Annotated in this window: 13 protein-coding genes; 4 read left to right on the top strand and 9 right to left on the bottom strand. The window is 72.7% G+C overall.

Annotated elements, in window-relative coordinates:
- Window positions 1-5 precede the first annotated feature (5 nt).
- Together ABD194_RS11785 and ABD194_RS11780 are read right to left on the bottom strand one after the other, a co-directional pair.
- Window positions 6-197: a hypothetical protein gene (locus ABD194_RS11785; protein WP_343991519.1), complete on the bottom strand. Its 192-nt coding sequence runs from the start codon at window positions 195-197 to the stop codon at window positions 6-8.
- Between the two features lie 137 nt (window positions 198-334).
- A complete protein-coding gene (locus ABD194_RS11780) occupies window positions 335-892 on the bottom strand; it encodes a MarR family winged helix-turn-helix transcriptional regulator (RefSeq protein WP_343991517.1) in 558 nt (185 codons plus the stop codon).
- 98 nt (window positions 893-990) lie between these two features.
- On the opposite strand from ABD194_RS11780, the gene ABD194_RS11775 reads away from it, so the two are divergent.
- Both ABD194_RS11775 and ABD194_RS11770 read left to right on the top strand, forming a co-directional pair.
- Window positions 991-3555, top strand: coding sequence for a molybdopterin oxidoreductase family protein (locus ABD194_RS11775; RefSeq protein ID WP_343991515.1), 2565 nt, complete (start codon window positions 991-993; stop codon window positions 3553-3555).
- Window positions 3555-4019 (top strand): hypothetical protein, encoded by a 465-nt coding sequence (locus ABD194_RS11770; protein ID WP_343991513.1) that lies wholly within the window; start codon window positions 3555-3557, stop codon window positions 4017-4019. The genes ABD194_RS11775 and ABD194_RS11770 overlap by 1 nt, the downstream gene beginning before the upstream one ends.
- Before the next feature lie 319 nt (window positions 4020-4338).
- Here the strand turns inward: ABD194_RS11770 and ABD194_RS11765 are convergent, their stop codons facing one another.
- Window positions 4339-5076, bottom strand: a complete 738-nt coding sequence (locus tag ABD194_RS11765; RefSeq protein WP_343991511.1) for a hypothetical protein — start codon at window positions 5074-5076, stop codon at window positions 4339-4341.
- 114 nt (window positions 5077-5190) lie between these two features.
- Complete coding sequence (locus tag ABD194_RS11760; protein WP_343991508.1) at window positions 5191-5445, bottom strand: hypothetical protein; 255 nt, start codon at window positions 5443-5445, stop codon at window positions 5191-5193.
- Between the two features lie 136 nt (window positions 5446-5581).
- Between ABD194_RS11760 and ABD194_RS11755 the strand changes: the two genes are divergently transcribed.
- Window positions 5582-7417, top strand: a complete 1836-nt coding sequence (locus ABD194_RS11755) for an HNH endonuclease signature motif containing protein (RefSeq protein ID WP_343991506.1) — start codon at window positions 5582-5584, stop codon at window positions 7415-7417.
- Between the two features lie 182 nt (window positions 7418-7599).
- On the opposite strand, the gene ABD194_RS11750 is transcribed toward ABD194_RS11755, so the two are convergent.
- The 4 genes from ABD194_RS11750 to ABD194_RS11735 form a co-directional block, all read right to left on the bottom strand.
- Window positions 7600-8235, bottom strand: coding sequence for a trimeric intracellular cation channel family protein (locus ABD194_RS11750; RefSeq protein WP_343991504.1), 636 nt, complete (start codon window positions 8233-8235; stop codon window positions 7600-7602).
- A gap of 300 nt (window positions 8236-8535) precedes the next feature.
- Window positions 8536-12051, bottom strand: coding sequence for an ATP-binding cassette domain-containing protein (locus ABD194_RS11745; RefSeq protein ID WP_343991502.1), 3516 nt, complete (start codon window positions 12049-12051; stop codon window positions 8536-8538).
- 136 nt (window positions 12052-12187) lie between these two features.
- Window positions 12188-13084 (bottom strand): glycosyltransferase family 2 protein, encoded by an 897-nt coding sequence (locus ABD194_RS11740; RefSeq protein ID WP_343991500.1) that lies wholly within the window; start codon window positions 13082-13084, stop codon window positions 12188-12190.
- Between the two features lie 78 nt (window positions 13085-13162).
- Window positions 13163-13399 carry a DUF1059 domain-containing protein gene (locus ABD194_RS11735; RefSeq protein ID WP_343991497.1) on the bottom strand — a complete coding sequence of 79 codons (237 nt, stop codon included), beginning with the start codon at window positions 13397-13399 and terminating at the stop codon, window positions 13163-13165.
- Window positions 13400-13508: 109 nt separating this feature from the next.
- On the opposite strand from ABD194_RS11735, the gene ABD194_RS11730 reads away from it, so the two are divergent.
- A complete protein-coding gene (locus ABD194_RS11730; protein WP_343991494.1) occupies window positions 13509-14546 on the top strand; it encodes a zinc-binding dehydrogenase in 1038 nt (345 codons plus the stop codon).
- Window positions 14547-14662: 116 nt separating this feature from the next.
- On the opposite strand, the gene ABD194_RS11725 is transcribed toward ABD194_RS11730, so the two are convergent.
- The gene (locus ABD194_RS11725; protein ID WP_343991492.1) at window positions 14663-16561 is read right to left on the bottom strand and encodes a potassium transporter Kup; all 1899 of its coding nucleotides are present in this window, start codon (window positions 16559-16561) and stop codon (window positions 14663-14665) included.
- Window positions 16562-16618 lie beyond the last annotated feature (57 nt).

Below are 16618 nucleotides of genomic sequence, written 5' to 3'. Positions count from 1 at the left end.
GAGGTTCAGGGTCGCGAACGCCGGCGCCGCACCACGTTGACGGCCACGGGCGCCGCCACGGCGACCAGGCCGGTGAGGCACCCGATCGGCAGCGGCAGGCAGCACCCGCCGCAGGACACCTGGGTGCCGCCCGCCGTGGTCCTCGAGTATCCGGGGATGGGGAACAGCCGGAACCGTCCGGGCTGCGCAGGCGACATGAGGTGACCTCTCGGGCTGGGATGTATGCCGTGGGTCGCGTTCCGGCCCACGCGCGACCACGTACCCGTCCACCCCCGGGACGACGCAATCCTTCCGAGGTGTGGCACTCCCTCGCGAGGACGAGCACAGCCGACGGCTACTGCGCGGGCCCCTTCACCACCCAGTCCTGCTGGGCGCTCTCGTGGGCCGCCTCGTTGAAGGTGCGCAGCGCCCCCACGACGTGCCTGCCCGCCTCGGGGCTGAGGGAGCCGAGGAGGCCACGCACCTCGGCGCGCCGGTGCTCGTCCACGGAGCGCACGACGTCCATGCCGTCGGCAGTCACTGCCACCTTGACGGAGCGGGCGTCGGTCGTCGACCTCCGCCGTGCGACCAGGCCCAGCCGCTGGAGCCGGTCACAGACCCGGCTGGCGTTGGAGGCGTTGACCCCGAGGTGCTCGGCGAGCATCGAGACGGACTGCTCGCCCCGGGAGGCCAGCAGGACCAGGACCCGGTGCTGCATCAGCGTGACCTCCACCGGGGAGGCGTTGACCGACCGGAGGGCGATCCCGACCAGCGCGCGGGCGGAGGTGACGAAGGCGTCGGTGAGCTCGTCGAGCTGCGCACCGGAGAGCCCGGGGGGCGTTGGCGCCGGCGAGGCGGAGCCGGCCCGCCGAGGGGCGGAGCGTCGCGCGGCCGATGGCTGGGTAGGAGGCACTTGTCGCCATCATCTCTTCTGTGGTTTCTTTGCTGGAGCGCAAAGTTTGCGTCAGCGCAACTAGCCTAGCGGGTGCCCGCCGGGACGAAGGAGCAACTGTGAGTGGCAGGATCTCGGACATCTACGGCGAGGGCACCCCGCACCCACGCGGCACCACGTGGCCGGCCCGGGTGGACCTGCACCTCGAGCCGGGGCTTGGTGAGTCCGATGTGGACTCCTGGGTGCAGTCCGCATGCCTCCTCTGCAGCAACGGCTGTGGCTGCGACATCGCCGTCAAGGACGGCCGCATGGTCGGCGTCCGCGGGCGTGCGACCGACGTGGTCAACCACGGACGCCTCGGACCCAAGGGACTCTACGGCAGCACCGCGTGGGCGAGCTCGCCCGACCGCCTCACCCGCCCCCTGGTCCGCGAGGGCGGCCGGCTCGTGGAGACCGACTGGGAGACGGCCATGGGTCGGATCGTGGAGCGCTCCAAGGACCTTCTCGAGCGCAAGGGCCCCCTGTCCCACGGCTTCTACACCACCGGGCAGCTCTTCATCGAGGAGTACTACGCCCTGGCCGTCATCGGCAAGGCCGGGCTCGGAACCCCCCACATGGACGGCAACACCCGGCTGTGCACCGCCACGGCCGCCGCCGCCTTCAAGGAGTCCTTCGGCGCCGACGGCCAGCCCGGCTCCTACACCGACATCGAGCACTGCGACGCGATCTTCCTCTTCGGGCACAACATGGCCGAGACGCAGACGGTGCTGTGGGCCCGGATCCTCGACCGCACGCGCGGCGAGGACCCACCGAAGGTGGTCTGCGTCGACCCCCGCCGCACCCTGGTCGCCGACGAGGCCGAGCGCACCGGCGGTGTGCACCTGGCGCCCCGGGTCGGCACGAACCTCGCGCTGATGAACGGCCTGACCCGCGAGCTCTTCGCGAACGGCTGGGTGGACGAGGAGTGGGTCGGCGCCCACACCCTGGGCGTCGACGACCTGCGGTCCACGGTGGAGCCCTACACCCCCGAGCACGTCGCCGACATCTGCGGGGTCGAGCCCGACGACGTGCGGCGTGCAGCCCGGATCTTCGGCGCGAGCACCGGCGTGCTCTCCACGGTCCTGCAGGGCTTCTACCAGTCGCACCAGGCCACGGCGTCGGCCGTCGCCGTGCACAACCTGCACCTGCTGCGCGGCATGATCGGCCGCCCCGGCGCCGGCGTCCTGCAGATGAACGGCCAGCCGACGGCCCAGAACAACCGGGAGTGCGGGGCCGACGGGGACCTGCCGGGCTTCCGCAACTGGGACAACGTGAAGCACGTCCAACAGCTCGCAGACGCGTGGAACGTCGACCCGATGACGATCCCCCACTGGGCACCGCCCACGCACGCGATGCAGATCTTCCGCTACGCCGAGACCGGATCCATCGAGCTCCTCTGGATCTCCGCGACCAACCCCGCGGTCTCGATGCCCGAGTCGGCTCGCATCCGCAAGATCCTCTCGGGCGACCAGTGCTTCGTCGTCGTGCAGGACCTCTTCCTCACCGAGACGGCCGAGCTCGCCGACGTCGTCCTGCCCGCAGCGGGCTGGGGCGAGAAGACGGGGACCTTCACCAACGTCAACCGCACGGTGCACCTGTCGGACAAGGCGGTCGACCCGCCGGGCGAGGCCCGCAGCGACCTCGACATCTTCCTCATGTACGCCGACCGGATGGGCTTCACCGACAAGGACGGCGCGCCGCTCATCACCTGGCGAACGCCCGAGGAGGTCTTCGACGCGTGGCGCGCCGTGACGGCGGGCCGCCCGGTCGACTACACGGGACTCAGCTACGGCTTGCTGAGGGGTCCCACCGGCATACCCTGGCCGGTCAACGAGGAGCACCCCGACGGGACGGACCGCCTCTACGGCGACGCCGTCTTCCCCACGGACACCGACTACTGCGAGACGTACGGCCACGACCTCGCGACAGGCGGCACCGTCACCGAGGAGGAGCACCGGGCCAAGGCGCCCGGCGGACGTGCGTTCCTCAAGGGCGCTCCATACGTGCCCGCCCACGAGGAGCCCTCGGACGAGTTCCCGCTGCTCTACACGACGGGGCGGACCGTCTACCACTTCCACACGCGCACGAAGACAGGGCGGGCGCGCTCGCTCCACGACGCCGCACCGGACGCGTGGGTGGAGCTGTCGGTGCCCGACGCCGAGCGCCTCGGCATCGCCGAGGGCGACTGGGTATGCGTGGAGTCCCCTCGCGGGGCCATCGAGGTCCGCGCCCGGGTCGGCCAGGTCATGGAGGGTGCGGTCTTCGCGCCGTTCCACTACGGCCACTGGGACCCCTCAGGGCTGGCGAGCGATGCGGAGCACCGCCTCGCCAACGAGCTGACGATGACGATCTGGGACCCCGTGTCGAAGCAGCCGTACTTCAAGACGGCCGCGTGCCGGGTCACCAAGGTGCGCGACGGCGACGGGCCGGCCCCCGCCCCCACCAACACCGCCTCCAGGCCGGCACGAGGCCAGCTACCGGCCACGGCTGGAGGTGACCCGACCAGCAGCCGGGTGCTCGACGAGACCCCGACCTACAACCTCGACCCGAGCCAGCACGCGGCCGGCGCCCACCCGTCCCGCGTCAAGGCCGCGGTCGAGGGCCTCAAGGACGCAGCCGCCGACATCGTCACCGGGAGGTCCTGATGCCGCACCTCAGCACCTACATCGGCTTGGCCGACCACAGCGAGAAGACCCTCGCTGACTCGTTCCGCGCCGTCGCGCAGGGCCATGCGGCCGAGGCAGACGTCTTCCACACCTGCCAGACCCTCGCCGGGTGGAGCGACAAGCACCGCGAGCAGCTGGCGCCCATCATCGAGCGCTACGGCGAGGACGAGAGCCTCGAGGAGCCCGAGCGGCTGCACGCCTCGGGACTCGCCGAGGTCCGCAGCGGTCCGGTGGGCCTGCTGCGCGACCTGCAGGACCTGCACGTGCTCGGCAGCCTCGTGCAGACGACCTGGACGGTGGTCGCCCAGGGAGCCCAGGGGCTGCGCGACAAGGACCTGCTCGAGGTCGCCAACTCCTCGAACGCCGAGACGGCACGCCAGCTCAGATGGCTCAACACCCGGATGAAGTCCGCCGCCCCCCAGGCGCTCATCGTCGACCCGTGACACGGGCATCGTCTCGCACCACTCCGAGGGCGCGTCGTCCCGGCGCTGCCTGGCACCCCTCCACGGATCGAACGTGACCGGTGTGATCCAGGAGCCGTCCTCCCCCCTGAGCCCGTAGAGACCGGCACGGCCGGCCGGCTCTGGCCAGCGAGCTCTCGCGGGACGCGCTCGGGCGGGCGTGCCGTCGAGAGAACGCCAGCGGCTCGGCATGCCGTCCCGGGAGGAGCGGGACACGGCAACCGAGCCGTTGGGTGATCGAGCCGTTGGGTGATCGGGCCGTCTGGGTGATCGAGCAGCCGTGTGGGCGGCGTGCGCGCGGTCAGACGTCGAGGCCCGCGCGGTCGACCTTGCGGTGGTAGTGCATCCCGGCCCGGCCGCCGAGGAGGGCGCCGAGCAGGCTCGCCACGGCGACGACGACGAGGGCGATGATGCCACCCTTGCTCAGGGTGCCCCCGTCGACGGGGATGCGCGGGAAGCTGTTGAGCTGGCTCAGCACGTCGTACTTGCTGCCGGCGACTGCCGCCAGTCCCGCCACGACGAGCGCGATGACCACGGCCCACAGCCACACCGCCAGTCCCTGCTTCGCGCCGTCGAAGCGCGCCATCCGGCCGGCCACGTAGCCGCCGCAGTAGTACGCCACGAAGAGGATGACCAGCAGGAGGATGCCGCCGACGAGCCCGACGCTCTGGGGGTTCCGGCTCGCGTCGCCGGCGGCCTGGTCGACGTTCGTCGACGTCGCGACACCGACGGCGGTGCCGGCGGCGGCCACGAGCGCGGTCAGCAGCACCGCCATGCCGGTGGCGGTCAGCCAGCCGAAGAAGGCGGAGCCGACCTTGACGCCACCGAAGGCGTCGCGCTGGTCGAGGACGGCGTCCTCGCGGGCACGCCGCTCGGACCGGTCCGCGGGCACGGTCTCGGCGACGAGGGTCTCGTCCCGGCGGCCGTCTCCGAGCGTCTCGCCCTCCCTGCGGGAGAGCGTGTCGTCCCCCCGGCGGGAGCGGGGCAAGTCCTCCTCGGCGGATCGTCCGCGGCCGGTGGGTCCTGCTGCTGAGCTCATGGCGAGCTCCTCTCGTTGTCTGCTGGGAAACCTGTTCCTTGCCCCAGACGTACCCGTTTGTCCGAACCGCCTGCCGGCCCCACCGTGCCGTGCGGCGTCGGGCCGGGCGGACAGTCAGCCGCCGGAGTTGCCCTCGGCGTCGAAGACACGAGCGGAGGTCGCAGCAGGGCGGTCGTGGTAGAAGTCGTCGGCCGCCTGGGCCTCCAGCGCGTCCTGGTCCCCGTCTCCCGGTGCATGGGGGGCGTCCTGGACCGCGTCCTGCTCGGGCTCCTGCTCCTCCGGCGTGCCTGCCAGGGGCTGGCGCCGAACGGACGACTCGCTCGACTGCTGAGCCTCTCCGCCAGCCCTGGGATCCTGGTTGTCGGTCACCGGCCACTCCTTTCTCGTGTCTCGACTGCTGACGCCATACCCAGCCCGCCGCGCAGCCACGCACCAGCACTTCGGACAGTCCGGGCTCTCTGCCCACTGCCCACCCACTGTCAGTGGTCGAACGTATGTTCGACTCATGGCCCCCGAACCATCGATGCTCGAGCTCCTTCGGAGCCGGCTGACCGACCTCGAGGCGCGCCAGCGTGCCGCGGGTGGTGTCGCCGAGGCAGGGTTCTGGGAGCGCTCCGCGGGGCGTATGCCGTCTCCTTCGTCCCAGCAGTCGCCTCCCACCGCCGGGTCGGCGTTCACCGCGGGAGGCGAGCAGGCCGAGTCGGCACCACGACCGGTGCGCGCCGAACGGCCGGCGCTGACTGAGCCGCGCGAGCGGTCCGAGGCTGGTCGGCCACCCAAGGGAGGTGGTCGGTTCGCGCGGGCCGGTGCGACGGCCAGGCCGGTGGCGCCCGTGTCGCGGCCGATGGCACCGCCAAGCGGGCCGTGGTCCGACCTGGCCCCCGAGGACATCGAGTCGCTCGACCTGGACAACCTGCCATGGCTGGACGAGGCGGCTTACGAGGAGATGATCGACGACCCCGCCTGGATCGAGTCGGTCAGCCGGCGGGCGGAGGTTCGTGCCGGACACGACGCAGGCGTCGGGAGCCAGCGTGCCGCGGTCGACGCGATCACCCTCGACGCCATGGCCGGGTTGGGCCTGACCACCCACGGCGCCGCGGACCTCGTGGTGGCCGCCGACCGGGTGGCGCAACAGCGCCGCACCCACGAGGTCACCCTCGTGACCATCGTGTCGGAACTGGTGTCCCGTGGCGTCGAGACGCCCGAGGGGCTGTCGCGCACCGACTGGTTGCGAAGCCATGACCCCTCGTTGACCGCCGGGCAGGCCAGGGCCTTCGTGACCGTCGGCACCGCCCTGACCGTGGCCCGCTGGGCCCGGCTGCGGCTGCTCGTCGCCACCCAGCAGGTCACTGTCGGCAACGCCGCCCAGATCATCGACTTCGACACCCGCGCCCGGCCGGTCGCCGATACCGATGACCTTGAGACGGCGCTCGGTGACCTGACCGCGCAGGCCCCGCAGCTCCGGCCAGAGGAGCTGGCCCGGCTCGTGCGGCACCACACCGAGCAGATCCGGCCACCGCGTGACGAGGACCGGCTCGACCGCGGCCGACGCGAGGCCCGCGGCCTCTGGTTAAGCCAACCCAACCCCGCCGGCATGGTCGGGATGCGCGGCACCCTCGACCCCGAAGCGGCCGCCATCCTCAAGGCCGCCATCGACGCGCTCTCCGCCCCGGCTCCGGTCACCGACGAGCACGGCGGCATCATCACCCACGACGACCGCACTTCCGCCCGGCGGCGGATGGATGCCCTGCTGGCCATCGTGCAGCGCGGGGTCGCCTCCGCCGACGGCGTCCCGACCACCGACAGGGCCAAGGTCGTCGTCCTCATCGACTACGACACCCTCGTCGACGACTTCCACGAGAGCGGCAGCGGCAGCTCCAGCCGCTGGGGCAGCGGCAGTCGTATGAGCAGCGGCAGCGGCAGCGGCAGCGGTCAGAGCACCGTCAGTCGTATGAGCACCGGCAGTCGCATGAGCAGAGGCAGCGGTCAGGGCAGCGGCACCACCTTGACCGGCGACGTCCTCTCCCCCGGCGCCGTGCGCCGGATGGCCTGCGACGCCGAGATCATCCCCGTGGTCCTCGGCGGCGACAGCGAGCCGCTCGACGTCGGCCGCAGCCGCCGCCTCTTCACCCGCAGCCAGCGCCTGGCCCTCATCGCCCGCGACAAGGGCTGCAGCTACCCCGGCTGCACCACGCCCGCCACCTGGTGCGACGCCCACCACGTCATCCACTGGTGCCAGGGTGGCCGCACCGGCGTCGCCAACGGCGCCTGCTGTGCCAGAGGCACCACACCGAGGTCCACGACCGAGACCTCACCGCCATCGTCACCGCGACCGGCGTGACCTGGCACACCTGACTGCCCCGCCCCACGCCCCGCCGGCCACCGGCGGGGCCACCGGCACGTCCGGCGCGTCGGCAGCGCTCTGGTGACACCCCGGCTGAGTTCGCTGCTCCTCGCCGCCTGTGCGCCTGCGTCGGTTTGGCCACTCGGAGAGGGGCACCGAGATGGAGGCGAAGCCCTCGTTCAGGGCCGAGGAGCTCCGGGCGGGGCGGGCGCGTTGAGGTCGAAACGGACGCCGACCATGCGGATGACGAAGCAGGCCACGACCGCAATCACCGCGGCCGGCCAGCCACGCAGACCGAGTTCCGCGGCCCCGACGGTGACCAGGGCGCCGACGAGGGCAGGGATGGCATACAGCCCGCTGGTCAGGACGGTCGGCACACGGCCGATGAGCACGTCCCGGATCGTCCCGCCTCCCACGCCGGTGACTGCGCCCAGGATCACCGCCTGGACGGGGCCCAGCCCGGCGTCGAGCGCCTTGGTGGCACCGGTGACGGCGAAGAAGCTGAGCCCGAGCGCATCGAAGACCTCGATGGGGAAGGCCAGCCGGTCGAGCCTCCGGCCCCACGCGAAAGCCACGAGCGCACCGGTGGCCGCCACGACCAGGTAGCGCCAGTCGCGGAACGTCGCCGGCGGCAGGTAGCCGAGGATGACGTCGCGGATGATGCCGCCACCGAGCGCCGTGATCATCCCGAGCGCGACGACACCGACGATGTCGAGGCGCGCCGCCCGAACAGCGGTGAGCGCCCCGTTCAGGGCGAAGACCGCCGTGCCGGCCAGGTCCAGGGCCAACAGCAGGCTGCCTGCGCGGATCACCACGGCAGTCCGTCGACAACCGCGATCGCCATGCCGACACGCTACGCGCACGGGACGCGTCAGAGCGGTGGGTCGCAGCGGTGGGCGCGCCTCCGGAGGTCCCACGAAATGCGGGAGAGGCACTGAGTACGAGCCCGGTGTCCGACTCCACCCACACCGGAGATGACGGGATGTCTTCTGTCGACGAGCTGCTGAAGGGCCTGGAAGGCACACGCGGCTGGCGTGAGGACTTATACCGGGAGCTGCAGACCGTCCTGTGCCAGGCCGACATGGACCGAGTCGTCCGTCCTGCGTCGGTCGCGCTCAGCCGGCAAGGTGCGCCCAGTCGTCGGCCAGCTCGGTCCATGGACCGACCGCGGCGACCTGACCCTCGACCAGCACCACAACCCGGTCGGCCTGCGCCAGGGCGGCGCGCTTGGACGTGGCCCCGACGACGGTGGCGCCGCGCTCGCGCAGGGTCGTCCACAGCTCGATCTCGGTCGCCGAGTCGAGGGCGGAGGACACGTCGTCGGCGAGCAGCAGCTCGGCCTCACACGCGAGCGCCCGCGCGAGCGCCAGCCGCTGGACCTGCCCTCCGGAGAGGCGGACACCGCGATGGCCGACCAGTGCCTCGGGTCCTCCCGCGGCATCGACGTCGGAGCCCATGCGTGCGGCGTGCAGCGCCGGCATCACGCGGCGGTCGGCGTGGTCGAGCCGGACGTTGTCGGTGAAGGTGCCCGAGAGCACGCGCGGCACCTGCGCGACGTGCGCGACCCGGCCGGGGCGCAGGAACGTCTGAGGGTCGCGGACCGGCTCGCCGTTCCACCGGATCTCCCCGGTGGAGCCGATCAGACCCGCCAGCGCCGACAACAGGCTGGACTTGCCCGACCCGACCTGGCCGAGGAGCAGCACGAGCTCCCGCGACCGCACGGTCAGGTCGACGTCGGTGGCGCCCAGCGTCCCGTCGTCGTGGACCGCCGTGACGCCCGCCAGCTCCAAGGTGCGCAACGGCTCACGGGCCACCGGGGATGGGGCCGGTGCCGCCCCGTCGACCAGGTCCACCCCCGGGTCGACCTTCATGAGGTCGCCCCCGCCCGCCAACCGGCTCGTGGCATGCATCCACGCCTTGGTGCCCGGCGCCTCGGTGATGACCGAGCCGGCGACGCGACCGAACCAGTCGAAGCCGTTGACCGCCCCGGCGACGAGCAACGCGGTGGCCAGCCCCCACTCGCCCAGGACGAGCAGGGCCCAGGCGGCCACGACGCCGCACTGCACCAGGACGATGGGCACGCCGTCGAGCAGGGCCTGCACACGGTGCTCGCGCACGGCGGCCTCCACGCGGCCGGCGTCCACCCCGCGCAGGTGCGCGTGGACGCTGGGCGTCGACGCGGCGAGCTTGACGGTGCGCACCGAGTCGAGCGCCGACACGAGCGAGCGTCCGAAGGTGGCGCGAGCCGAAGCGGAGGCGGCGGCGGACCGACCGGCGACGCGCCGTCCGAGGGAGGAGGCGAGCGCGGAGGCCGCCATGACCCCGAGCAGCACGGCACCGGCCACCCAGCTGCCGGCGACGACCGCCGTCACCCCGGCGATGACGAGACCGTTGACGAAGTCGACCCAGCGGTCGGCGTAGCGTGCGAGCCGGTCGGCGTCCATGGTGCGAGCGACCGCCTCACCCGGCGGCGTCGGCTCCAGGCGGTGCTGGGAGGTCTGGCCCACGAGCACCGCCGAGCGGGCGCGCAGCATAACGGAGATCCACCAGCGCGGGTAGCGGCGGAAGGCCTCGGCGAGCAGGAGCGGCGACAGCATGAGCGACCCGACGAGCGCGACGGTCAGTGCCGTGGGGCTCTCCCCCTTCTGCAGGGCGACGACGAGATGTCCCCAGATCCAGCCCGTCAGCGCACCGAAGGCCCCGGTGAGCGCCGAGGCGAGGAAGAGGCCGATGCTGACCAGGCCCCACTGCGGCTCGATGAACATCGCCGACAGGGTGGCCCGGGCCAGGCCCGGTGTGGGCTCGAGCTCCGGGGCGGGAGGCGGCGGGCCGGTGCGGCGGGCGGTGCCCACCTGCCCGGCGGCCGTGGGCTCGCCCTCGTCCCCGACGCCGTCCCCGACCTCGGCGGATGCCTCGAGCAGGGCCCGGAAGGGGCCGTCCTGCGCGGCCAGGCTGCGGCGCGGGCCCTGCTCCACCACGTGGCCGCCGTCGAGGACCGCGACCTGCTCGGCACGCTCGGTCGTCGAGAGCCGGTGCGCGACGAGGAGCCCGGTGCGGCCGGCCAGCAACCGCTCCGCGGCGCGCACGACCTGAGTCTCGGTCACCCGGTCCATGCGGGCGGTCGCCTCGTCGAGGACCACGACGCGGACGTCACGGACGAGCAGCCGGGCGAAGGCGACCAGCTGCTCCTCCCCCGACGACAGCGTGGTGCCGCCCGGCCCCAGCACGGTGTCGAGCCCTGCGGGCAGGCCGGCCACCCAGTCGTCCAGCCCCAGCTCGGTGACTGCACCCTCGACCTGCGCAAGTGACACCGGCTCGAACAGCGTGATGTTCTCGGCGAGCGTGCCGGCCAGGATCTCGGTCCGCTGCGTGACCACACCGACGGCGGAGCGCAGCTGCTGCAGGTCCACGTCGAGGACGTCGACGCCGCCGAGCAGCACGGAACAGGGCTCGGGCTCGACCGCCCTCGACAGCAGCGAGGCCAGCGTCGACTTGCCGGAGCCCGTGCGTCCCACGAGCGCGCAGGTCGTGCCGGCCGGGACGCGCAGGTCGACGTGCTGGAGTGCGAAGTGGCCCCCGGCATACGCGAAGTGCAGGTCGGAGAAGGCGATGTCGAGCGGCCCCGCCGGCAGGGCCGACCCGCCGACCGGCTCGCGCTCCGCGTCGAGCAGTCCGCGCAGCCTCAGCACCGCACCGAAACCGGCCTGCAGGTCAGGGAGGTGTCGCGCGAGCATGTCGACCTGCCCGACGAACATGGTGGTGACGAGGAAGAGCGTCACGAGGGCGGCCGTGTCGAGGCGGTCGCCCACGACGAGGGCCACCCCGACGAGCGCCGTGCCCGCGAGCACCGCGTGCAGCAGGCTGCCGGTGCGCCGCCCGATACGGCTCTCGAGGCCGAGGACCACGGCGAAGCGGCGGTGCACGGCAGCGGCCAGCTCGGTGCACCGGCGCACGACGTGCGCCTGCCCGAGGCTGGCACGCAGGTCGTCGCGCGCGGCGACCCCCTCCTCGAGCGCCGCGGCGTGGTCGGTCCAGGCCATCTCCTCCTCGACCTTGCGGGCCGACACCTGGGGAAGCAGCGGCCGCACGACGGCGACGGCGCCCAGCCCGGCGATCGGGAAGAGGAAGAAGGCCGGCCACCACGTCGTGCCGGCGACGATCCAGAGCGGGCCGGAGGCCAGGACCGTGCGGATGGCCTGCCAGGCGCTCTGCCGAAGCAGCGCGCCGACCTCGTGCGTGTCGTCGTCGACGCGGTCGAGGACCTCGCCCACCGCCTGGTCGTTGAGGGCCGACAGGGGCTGGTGCATCGCGGCGTCGAGCAGGTCGGCGCGCAGCCGGCCCTCCGCGCGGTCGACGGACCCGGCCCAGAGCGTGCGGCCGGTGGTGTCGAGCAGCGCGGCCCCGACCACGCACAGTGCGAGCAGCTCGACGAGCGAGGCGGTCGCCTGCTCGGCGAGGCGCCCGGCGACGAGCGACCCGAGGGAGGAGCCGACCGCGGCGACGGCACAGGCCACGAGCGCCCACACCGACACGGGGTTGCGCAGCCGACGCCAGTCGACGGTGCGGCGGCCGTCGCGCGCCGGCGCGGCAACCGCCACCGGCCGCTGCGAGTCGAGTCGGGTGGAGGTCATTGTCGAGACGATATGGCCAGGCGCCGACAGCGGTCGCGGCATTTTCCGGGCCCCGTCGGCACCGTAGGCGCCGTCGGCGCCGTAGGCACAGTCGGCACCGCGGCCCGCTGTGCGGTCCGGCTCCAGGCGGGCGCCGTCACGAGACGTACCGCCGGGACCTGCCGCTCAGCTGCGACTCCTCGAGGAGGCGGTAGCCCTGCTCGATCTCCGGCGGCACGGCGTGCCGCTCGCGCACCACCCATGGGACCCCTCGGAGCGCGTCGAGCACTCCCTGCACGCTGACCCGGTCGCGCGGGAGACGGACGAGCAGGCGGCCGGTGCGGCGCAGCGCGCTGGCCGGCGGCCGGCGCAGCCAGGTGAACCAGAGCGTGTTGCGGATGCCGTGTCGCCGGCGCAGGTGCGCGTCTCGCAGAGCCGATGCCTGGTGGTGCGCGACCACCTCCGGCACGTAGGCCAGGTGCCAGCCTGCCCGGACGAGGTCGCAGGCGAGCAGTTCCTCCTCGCCGCCGAGCCACAGCCGCTCCGAGAACCCACCGGCCGCCAGGAACGCGCTCCGGCGCACGACGGAGACACCGGCGAGGAAGCTGAGCAGGGGATGCCCCGGCAGGCCGGGCGGACGCTGGAGCGGACTCGACGCCATCTCCTCGCAGATGGCGTCGAGCGTGCCGCTCGGCTCCACCAGGATGCTGCCCGTCACGACGGCCAGCGTCGGATGCGCGTCGAGCAGGTCGGCCGCCCGGCTGAGCGCCCCGGGGTCGTACCACGTGTCGTCGTCGCAGAAGGCCACGTATGCCGTGTGGGCTCGTCGGACCCCGACGTTGCGTCCCACCGCACCCAGGTTGGTCCCGGCCGCGATGAGGGTGACGTCGGGATGGCGGGTCGCCACCAGCTCGCAGGTCCCGTCCGACGAGCCGTTGTCGACCACGACGACGGGCGGCCGCTCCGGCAGCCGCTCCAGCGAGGAGAGCGTCCGGTCCAGCTCCCCGCAGCGGTTGTGCGTGATGACCACCACCGTCAGTCGCGCGTCGCCCATCAGTCCTCACCCGAGCCGTATGCCGTCAGCCTCCGACAGCCCCTTACCCTCCTCCGACCGTCGCCTCGGCCCGCGCGCTCACTCGACGGGGAGGCGGTCGAAGGCTGCTTTCGTGTCGCGGTACCAGCCCATCGACCTCTTCGGGTGCCGCCAGCGGGACTTCATCGCGTCGCGGGCGTCCTGGTGGGTCCCGTCCCCGGCCTGCTCCGCCTCCTTGAGGTGGCGGTCCTGCGCCTTGATGATCTCGTCCGCGTTCTCGCCGTGATGCTCGAGGTCGCAGGGGCCTCCGAGCTCTCGGCAGGTCATCGTCTTCATGGTGCGCTCCTTCTCCGGTGGTTGCTGTCGTCGTGATGACGTTCGGGACCACCGCGATGTGACAACGGGCGCCTGCGTGCAGGGCGTGGCCGCCTGCCATGATCTCCCGATGCGAGCCGTCGTCGTCGATGCCGTCCGGGCCCAGCCACAGGTGCGCGAGGTGCCGGCGCCCACTGCCCCGCCCGGCGGGGTGGTCGTCCGCGTGAAGGCGACCGGCCTGTGCCGCAGCGACTGGCACGCCTGGGTCGGCCACGACGACATCGCCTTCCCCCACGTGCCGGGCCACGAGCTCGCCGGGGTCGTCACCGAGGTCGGAGAGGGAGTCCGCCGCTGGGCGGTGGGCGACCGGGTGACCGTTCCCTTCGTCTGCGGGTGCGGACGGTGCGAGTGGTGCCTCGCCGGCGACGCGCAGGTCTGTCCGGCCCAGGAACAGCCCGGCTTCACGCACTGGGGGTCCTTCGCCGAGCAGGTCGCACTCCATGCGGCCGACACCAACCTCGTCGGCGTCCCCGAGCAGGTCGACTTCGCCACCGCGGCAAGCCTCGGCTGCCGGTTCGCCACCGCGTACCGCGCCCTGGTCGGCCGCGCGCGGGTCAGCCGCGGGGAGTGGGTGACCGTCGTCGGTGCCGGTGGCGTCGGGCTCAGCACCGTGATGATCGCCAGGGCGCTCGACGCCCGGGTGGTCGCGGTGGACCGCAACCCCGAGGCGCTCGCCGCCGCAGCCGACCTCGGCGCCGAGCACACGCTGCTCGCCGACGGCACGGACGTCGCGGCCGCAGTGGCCGAACTCACCGAAGGCGGCAGCCACGTGTCCGTCGACGCCGTCGGCAGCGAGCAGACGTGCGCTGACGCGGTCCTCAGCCTCCGTCGTCGCGGCCGGCACGTCCAGGTCGGGCTCCTGCCGCCCGTCGACGGGCACCCGCGCGTCCCGATGGCGCGGGTCATCGCCTGGGAGCTCGACCTGCTCGGCAGCCACGGCATGGCCGCCGCGGACTACCCCGGCATGATGCGGCTCATCCAGCAGGGCCGGCTGCAGCCACAGCGGCTGGTCGAGCGCACCATCGGTCTCGAGGAGGCCGCGGCCCTGCTCCCCGGCTTCGACGCGGCCACCGTCGCAGGCATCACCGTCGTCGACCCCACCCGCTGAGCTCCCGCCGCCCGGTCGGGCCACGCAGGTGACGTCAGGCGAAGGACGCCTGAGCACGTCGCCGGGCGGGGACCGTGGTGGGGCGCAGACGCCGCGACACGGCATACGCCCGCGGTTCAGATGCTGACGGTGGCACCCATCGTGACGGTCCGGTCCTCCGGCAGCTTGAAGTAGCCGGTCGGCGACGCGGCGTTGTGCGCGAGCGCGAGGAAGAGCCGCTTGCGCCACGACGGCATGGTGATCGCGCTCCCGCGCTCGAGGGAGATCCGGGAGAGGAAGTAGTACGCCGTCTCGGGGTCGACGTCGACGATCTCCTGCTCCCGGCAGAGGGCCAGAGCGCGCGGCACGTCCTGCTCCTCCTGGAAGCCGAAGCGCAGCGTGAGATGGGTGATCGCGTCGTAGGGGTCGCCGAGGTGGTCCAGCTCGATGCGCTCCGAGTCGTCGACGAACGGCACGTTCTCCGAGGAGATGCTGACGATCAGGACGAGCTCGTGGATGACGTGGTTGAACGTCGCGTTCTCGCGCAGCGCCAGCGGGGTGGAGAGCTTGCCCGGGTGCAGGAACACGGCGGTGCCCGGAACCTTGTCGACAGGGTCGGTGTGCAGCCAGTCGATGAACGGCTCCAGCGGTCCCTCCAGCTCGATCCGGCGTTCGGTCACGAGCCCGCGACCCCGCTGCCAGGTGAGCATGACGGTCGCGACGAGCGTGGCGATGACGAGCGGCAGCCAGCCGCCGCGCACGATCTTCGTGAGGTTGGCGGCGAAGTACGTCAGCTCCAGCGCGGCCAGCGGGATGCCGAGCAGGAGCAGCCGGCGCCGGCTCCAGCCCCAGGCCGCCTCCGCGTGGATGAGGAAGAGGGTCGTGGTGATGAGGAAGGTGCCCGTCACCGCGAGGCCGTATGCCGTCGCGAGCCGTTGGGAGGAGCCGAACAGCAGCAGGAGGGCGAGGACGCCGACGAAGAGCGTCCAGTTCACCGCCGGGACGTAGATCTGGCCGCGCTCGTGTCGGGAGGTCTGCCGCACCGTGAGCCGCGGCAGGTAGCCGAGCCGCTCCGCCTGGCGCGACACCGAGAAGGCGCCGGAGATGACGGCCTGCGAGGCGATGATCGTCGCGAGCGTCGACAGGAGGACGAGCGGGATGCCGAGGGCCGCAGGGGCCAGGTGGAAGAACGGGCTCTCGGCCGTCGACGGGTCCTTCAGGATCAGCGCACCCTGGCCGAGGTAGTTGAGGGTGAGCGCGGGGAACACCACGAAGAACCAGCCACGGCGGATCGGGGCCCGGCCGAAGTGCCCCATGTCGGCGTAGAGCGCCTCGGCGCCGGTGATGGAGAGCACGACGGCACCCATGGCCACGAAGGCGATGCCGGGGTGCTCGAGGACGAAGAGCACCGCGTAGTGCGGTGACAGGCCGGCGAGCACCGACGGGTCGCGGACGACCTGCACGACACCCAGGACGGCGAGCACGGCGAACCAGAGCGCCATGACGGGGCCGAAGAAGCGCCCCACGACCTCGGTGCCGAACCGTTGGCCGGCGAACAGCAGCGTGATGATCGCGGCCCCGATCGGCACGACGAGGTGCTCGACGCCGGGCGTGGAGACCGACAGCCCCTCGATCGCCGACATGACGGAGATCGCGGGGGTGATGACGCTGTCACCGTAGAAGAGGGAGGCGCCGAGCACCCCGAGCAGCATCACCAGGCCGAAGCGCCTGCCCGCGGGGCGTACCGCCGTGCGCGCGAGGGCGGCGAGCGCCATCACCCCGCCCTCGCCGTCGTTGTCGGCGCGCAGGATGAAGACCACGTACTTGACCGAGACGACCAGCGTCACCGACCAGAACACGAGGGAGATGACGCCGAAGACGTCACCCGGCGTGGTCGCGACCATGTTGTGGTCGATCGAGAAGACCGTCTGCAGCGCGTAGAGCGGAGACGTGCCGATGTCGCCGAAGACGACGCCGAGCGCTCCGACCGTCAGGGCGGCGAGGCCCGCGTGGGGCCGCCTGGAGGTGTTTTTCACGAGGAGCCATCCTTGCACTCCGCGCTGGGGTCCCGCGCAGGCGGCAGGACCGTGGAC

The organism is Terrabacter terrae (genome assembly GCF_039529575.1).
Classification (GTDB): domain Bacteria; phylum Actinomycetota; class Actinomycetes; order Actinomycetales; family Dermatophilaceae; genus Terrabacter; species Terrabacter terrae.
Note: the sequence above shows the minus strand (reverse complement) of the source record. Positions and strands in the feature narration are given on the sequence as shown.

Coding starts and splice junctions, on each gene's coding strand:
- ABD194_RS11770 (WP_343991513.1), top strand. CDS start 3,555: ATGCCGCACCTCAGCACCTACATCGGCTTGGCCGACCACAGCGAGAAG.
- ABD194_RS11765 (WP_343991511.1), bottom strand. CDS start 5,076: ATGAGCTCAGCAGCAGGACCCACCGGCCGCGGACGATCCGCCGAGGAG.
- ABD194_RS11755 (WP_343991506.1), top strand. CDS start 5,582: ATGGCCCCCGAACCATCGATGCTCGAGCTCCTTCGGAGCCGGCTGACC.
- ABD194_RS11745 (WP_343991502.1), bottom strand. CDS start 12,051: ATGACCTCCACCCGACTCGACTCGCAGCGGCCGGTGGCGGTTGCCGCG.
- ABD194_RS11735 (WP_343991497.1), bottom strand. CDS start 13,399: ATGAAGACGATGACCTGCCGAGAGCTCGGAGGCCCCTGCGACCTCGAG.
- ABD194_RS11785 (WP_343991519.1), bottom strand. CDS start 197: ATGTCGCCTGCGCAGCCCGGACGGTTCCGGCTGTTCCCCATCCCCGGA.
- ABD194_RS11730 (WP_343991494.1), top strand. CDS start 13,509: ATGCGAGCCGTCGTCGTCGATGCCGTCCGGGCCCAGCCACAGGTGCGC.
- ABD194_RS11740 (WP_343991500.1), bottom strand. CDS start 13,084: ATGGGCGACGCGCGACTGACGGTGGTGGTCATCACGCACAACCGCTGC.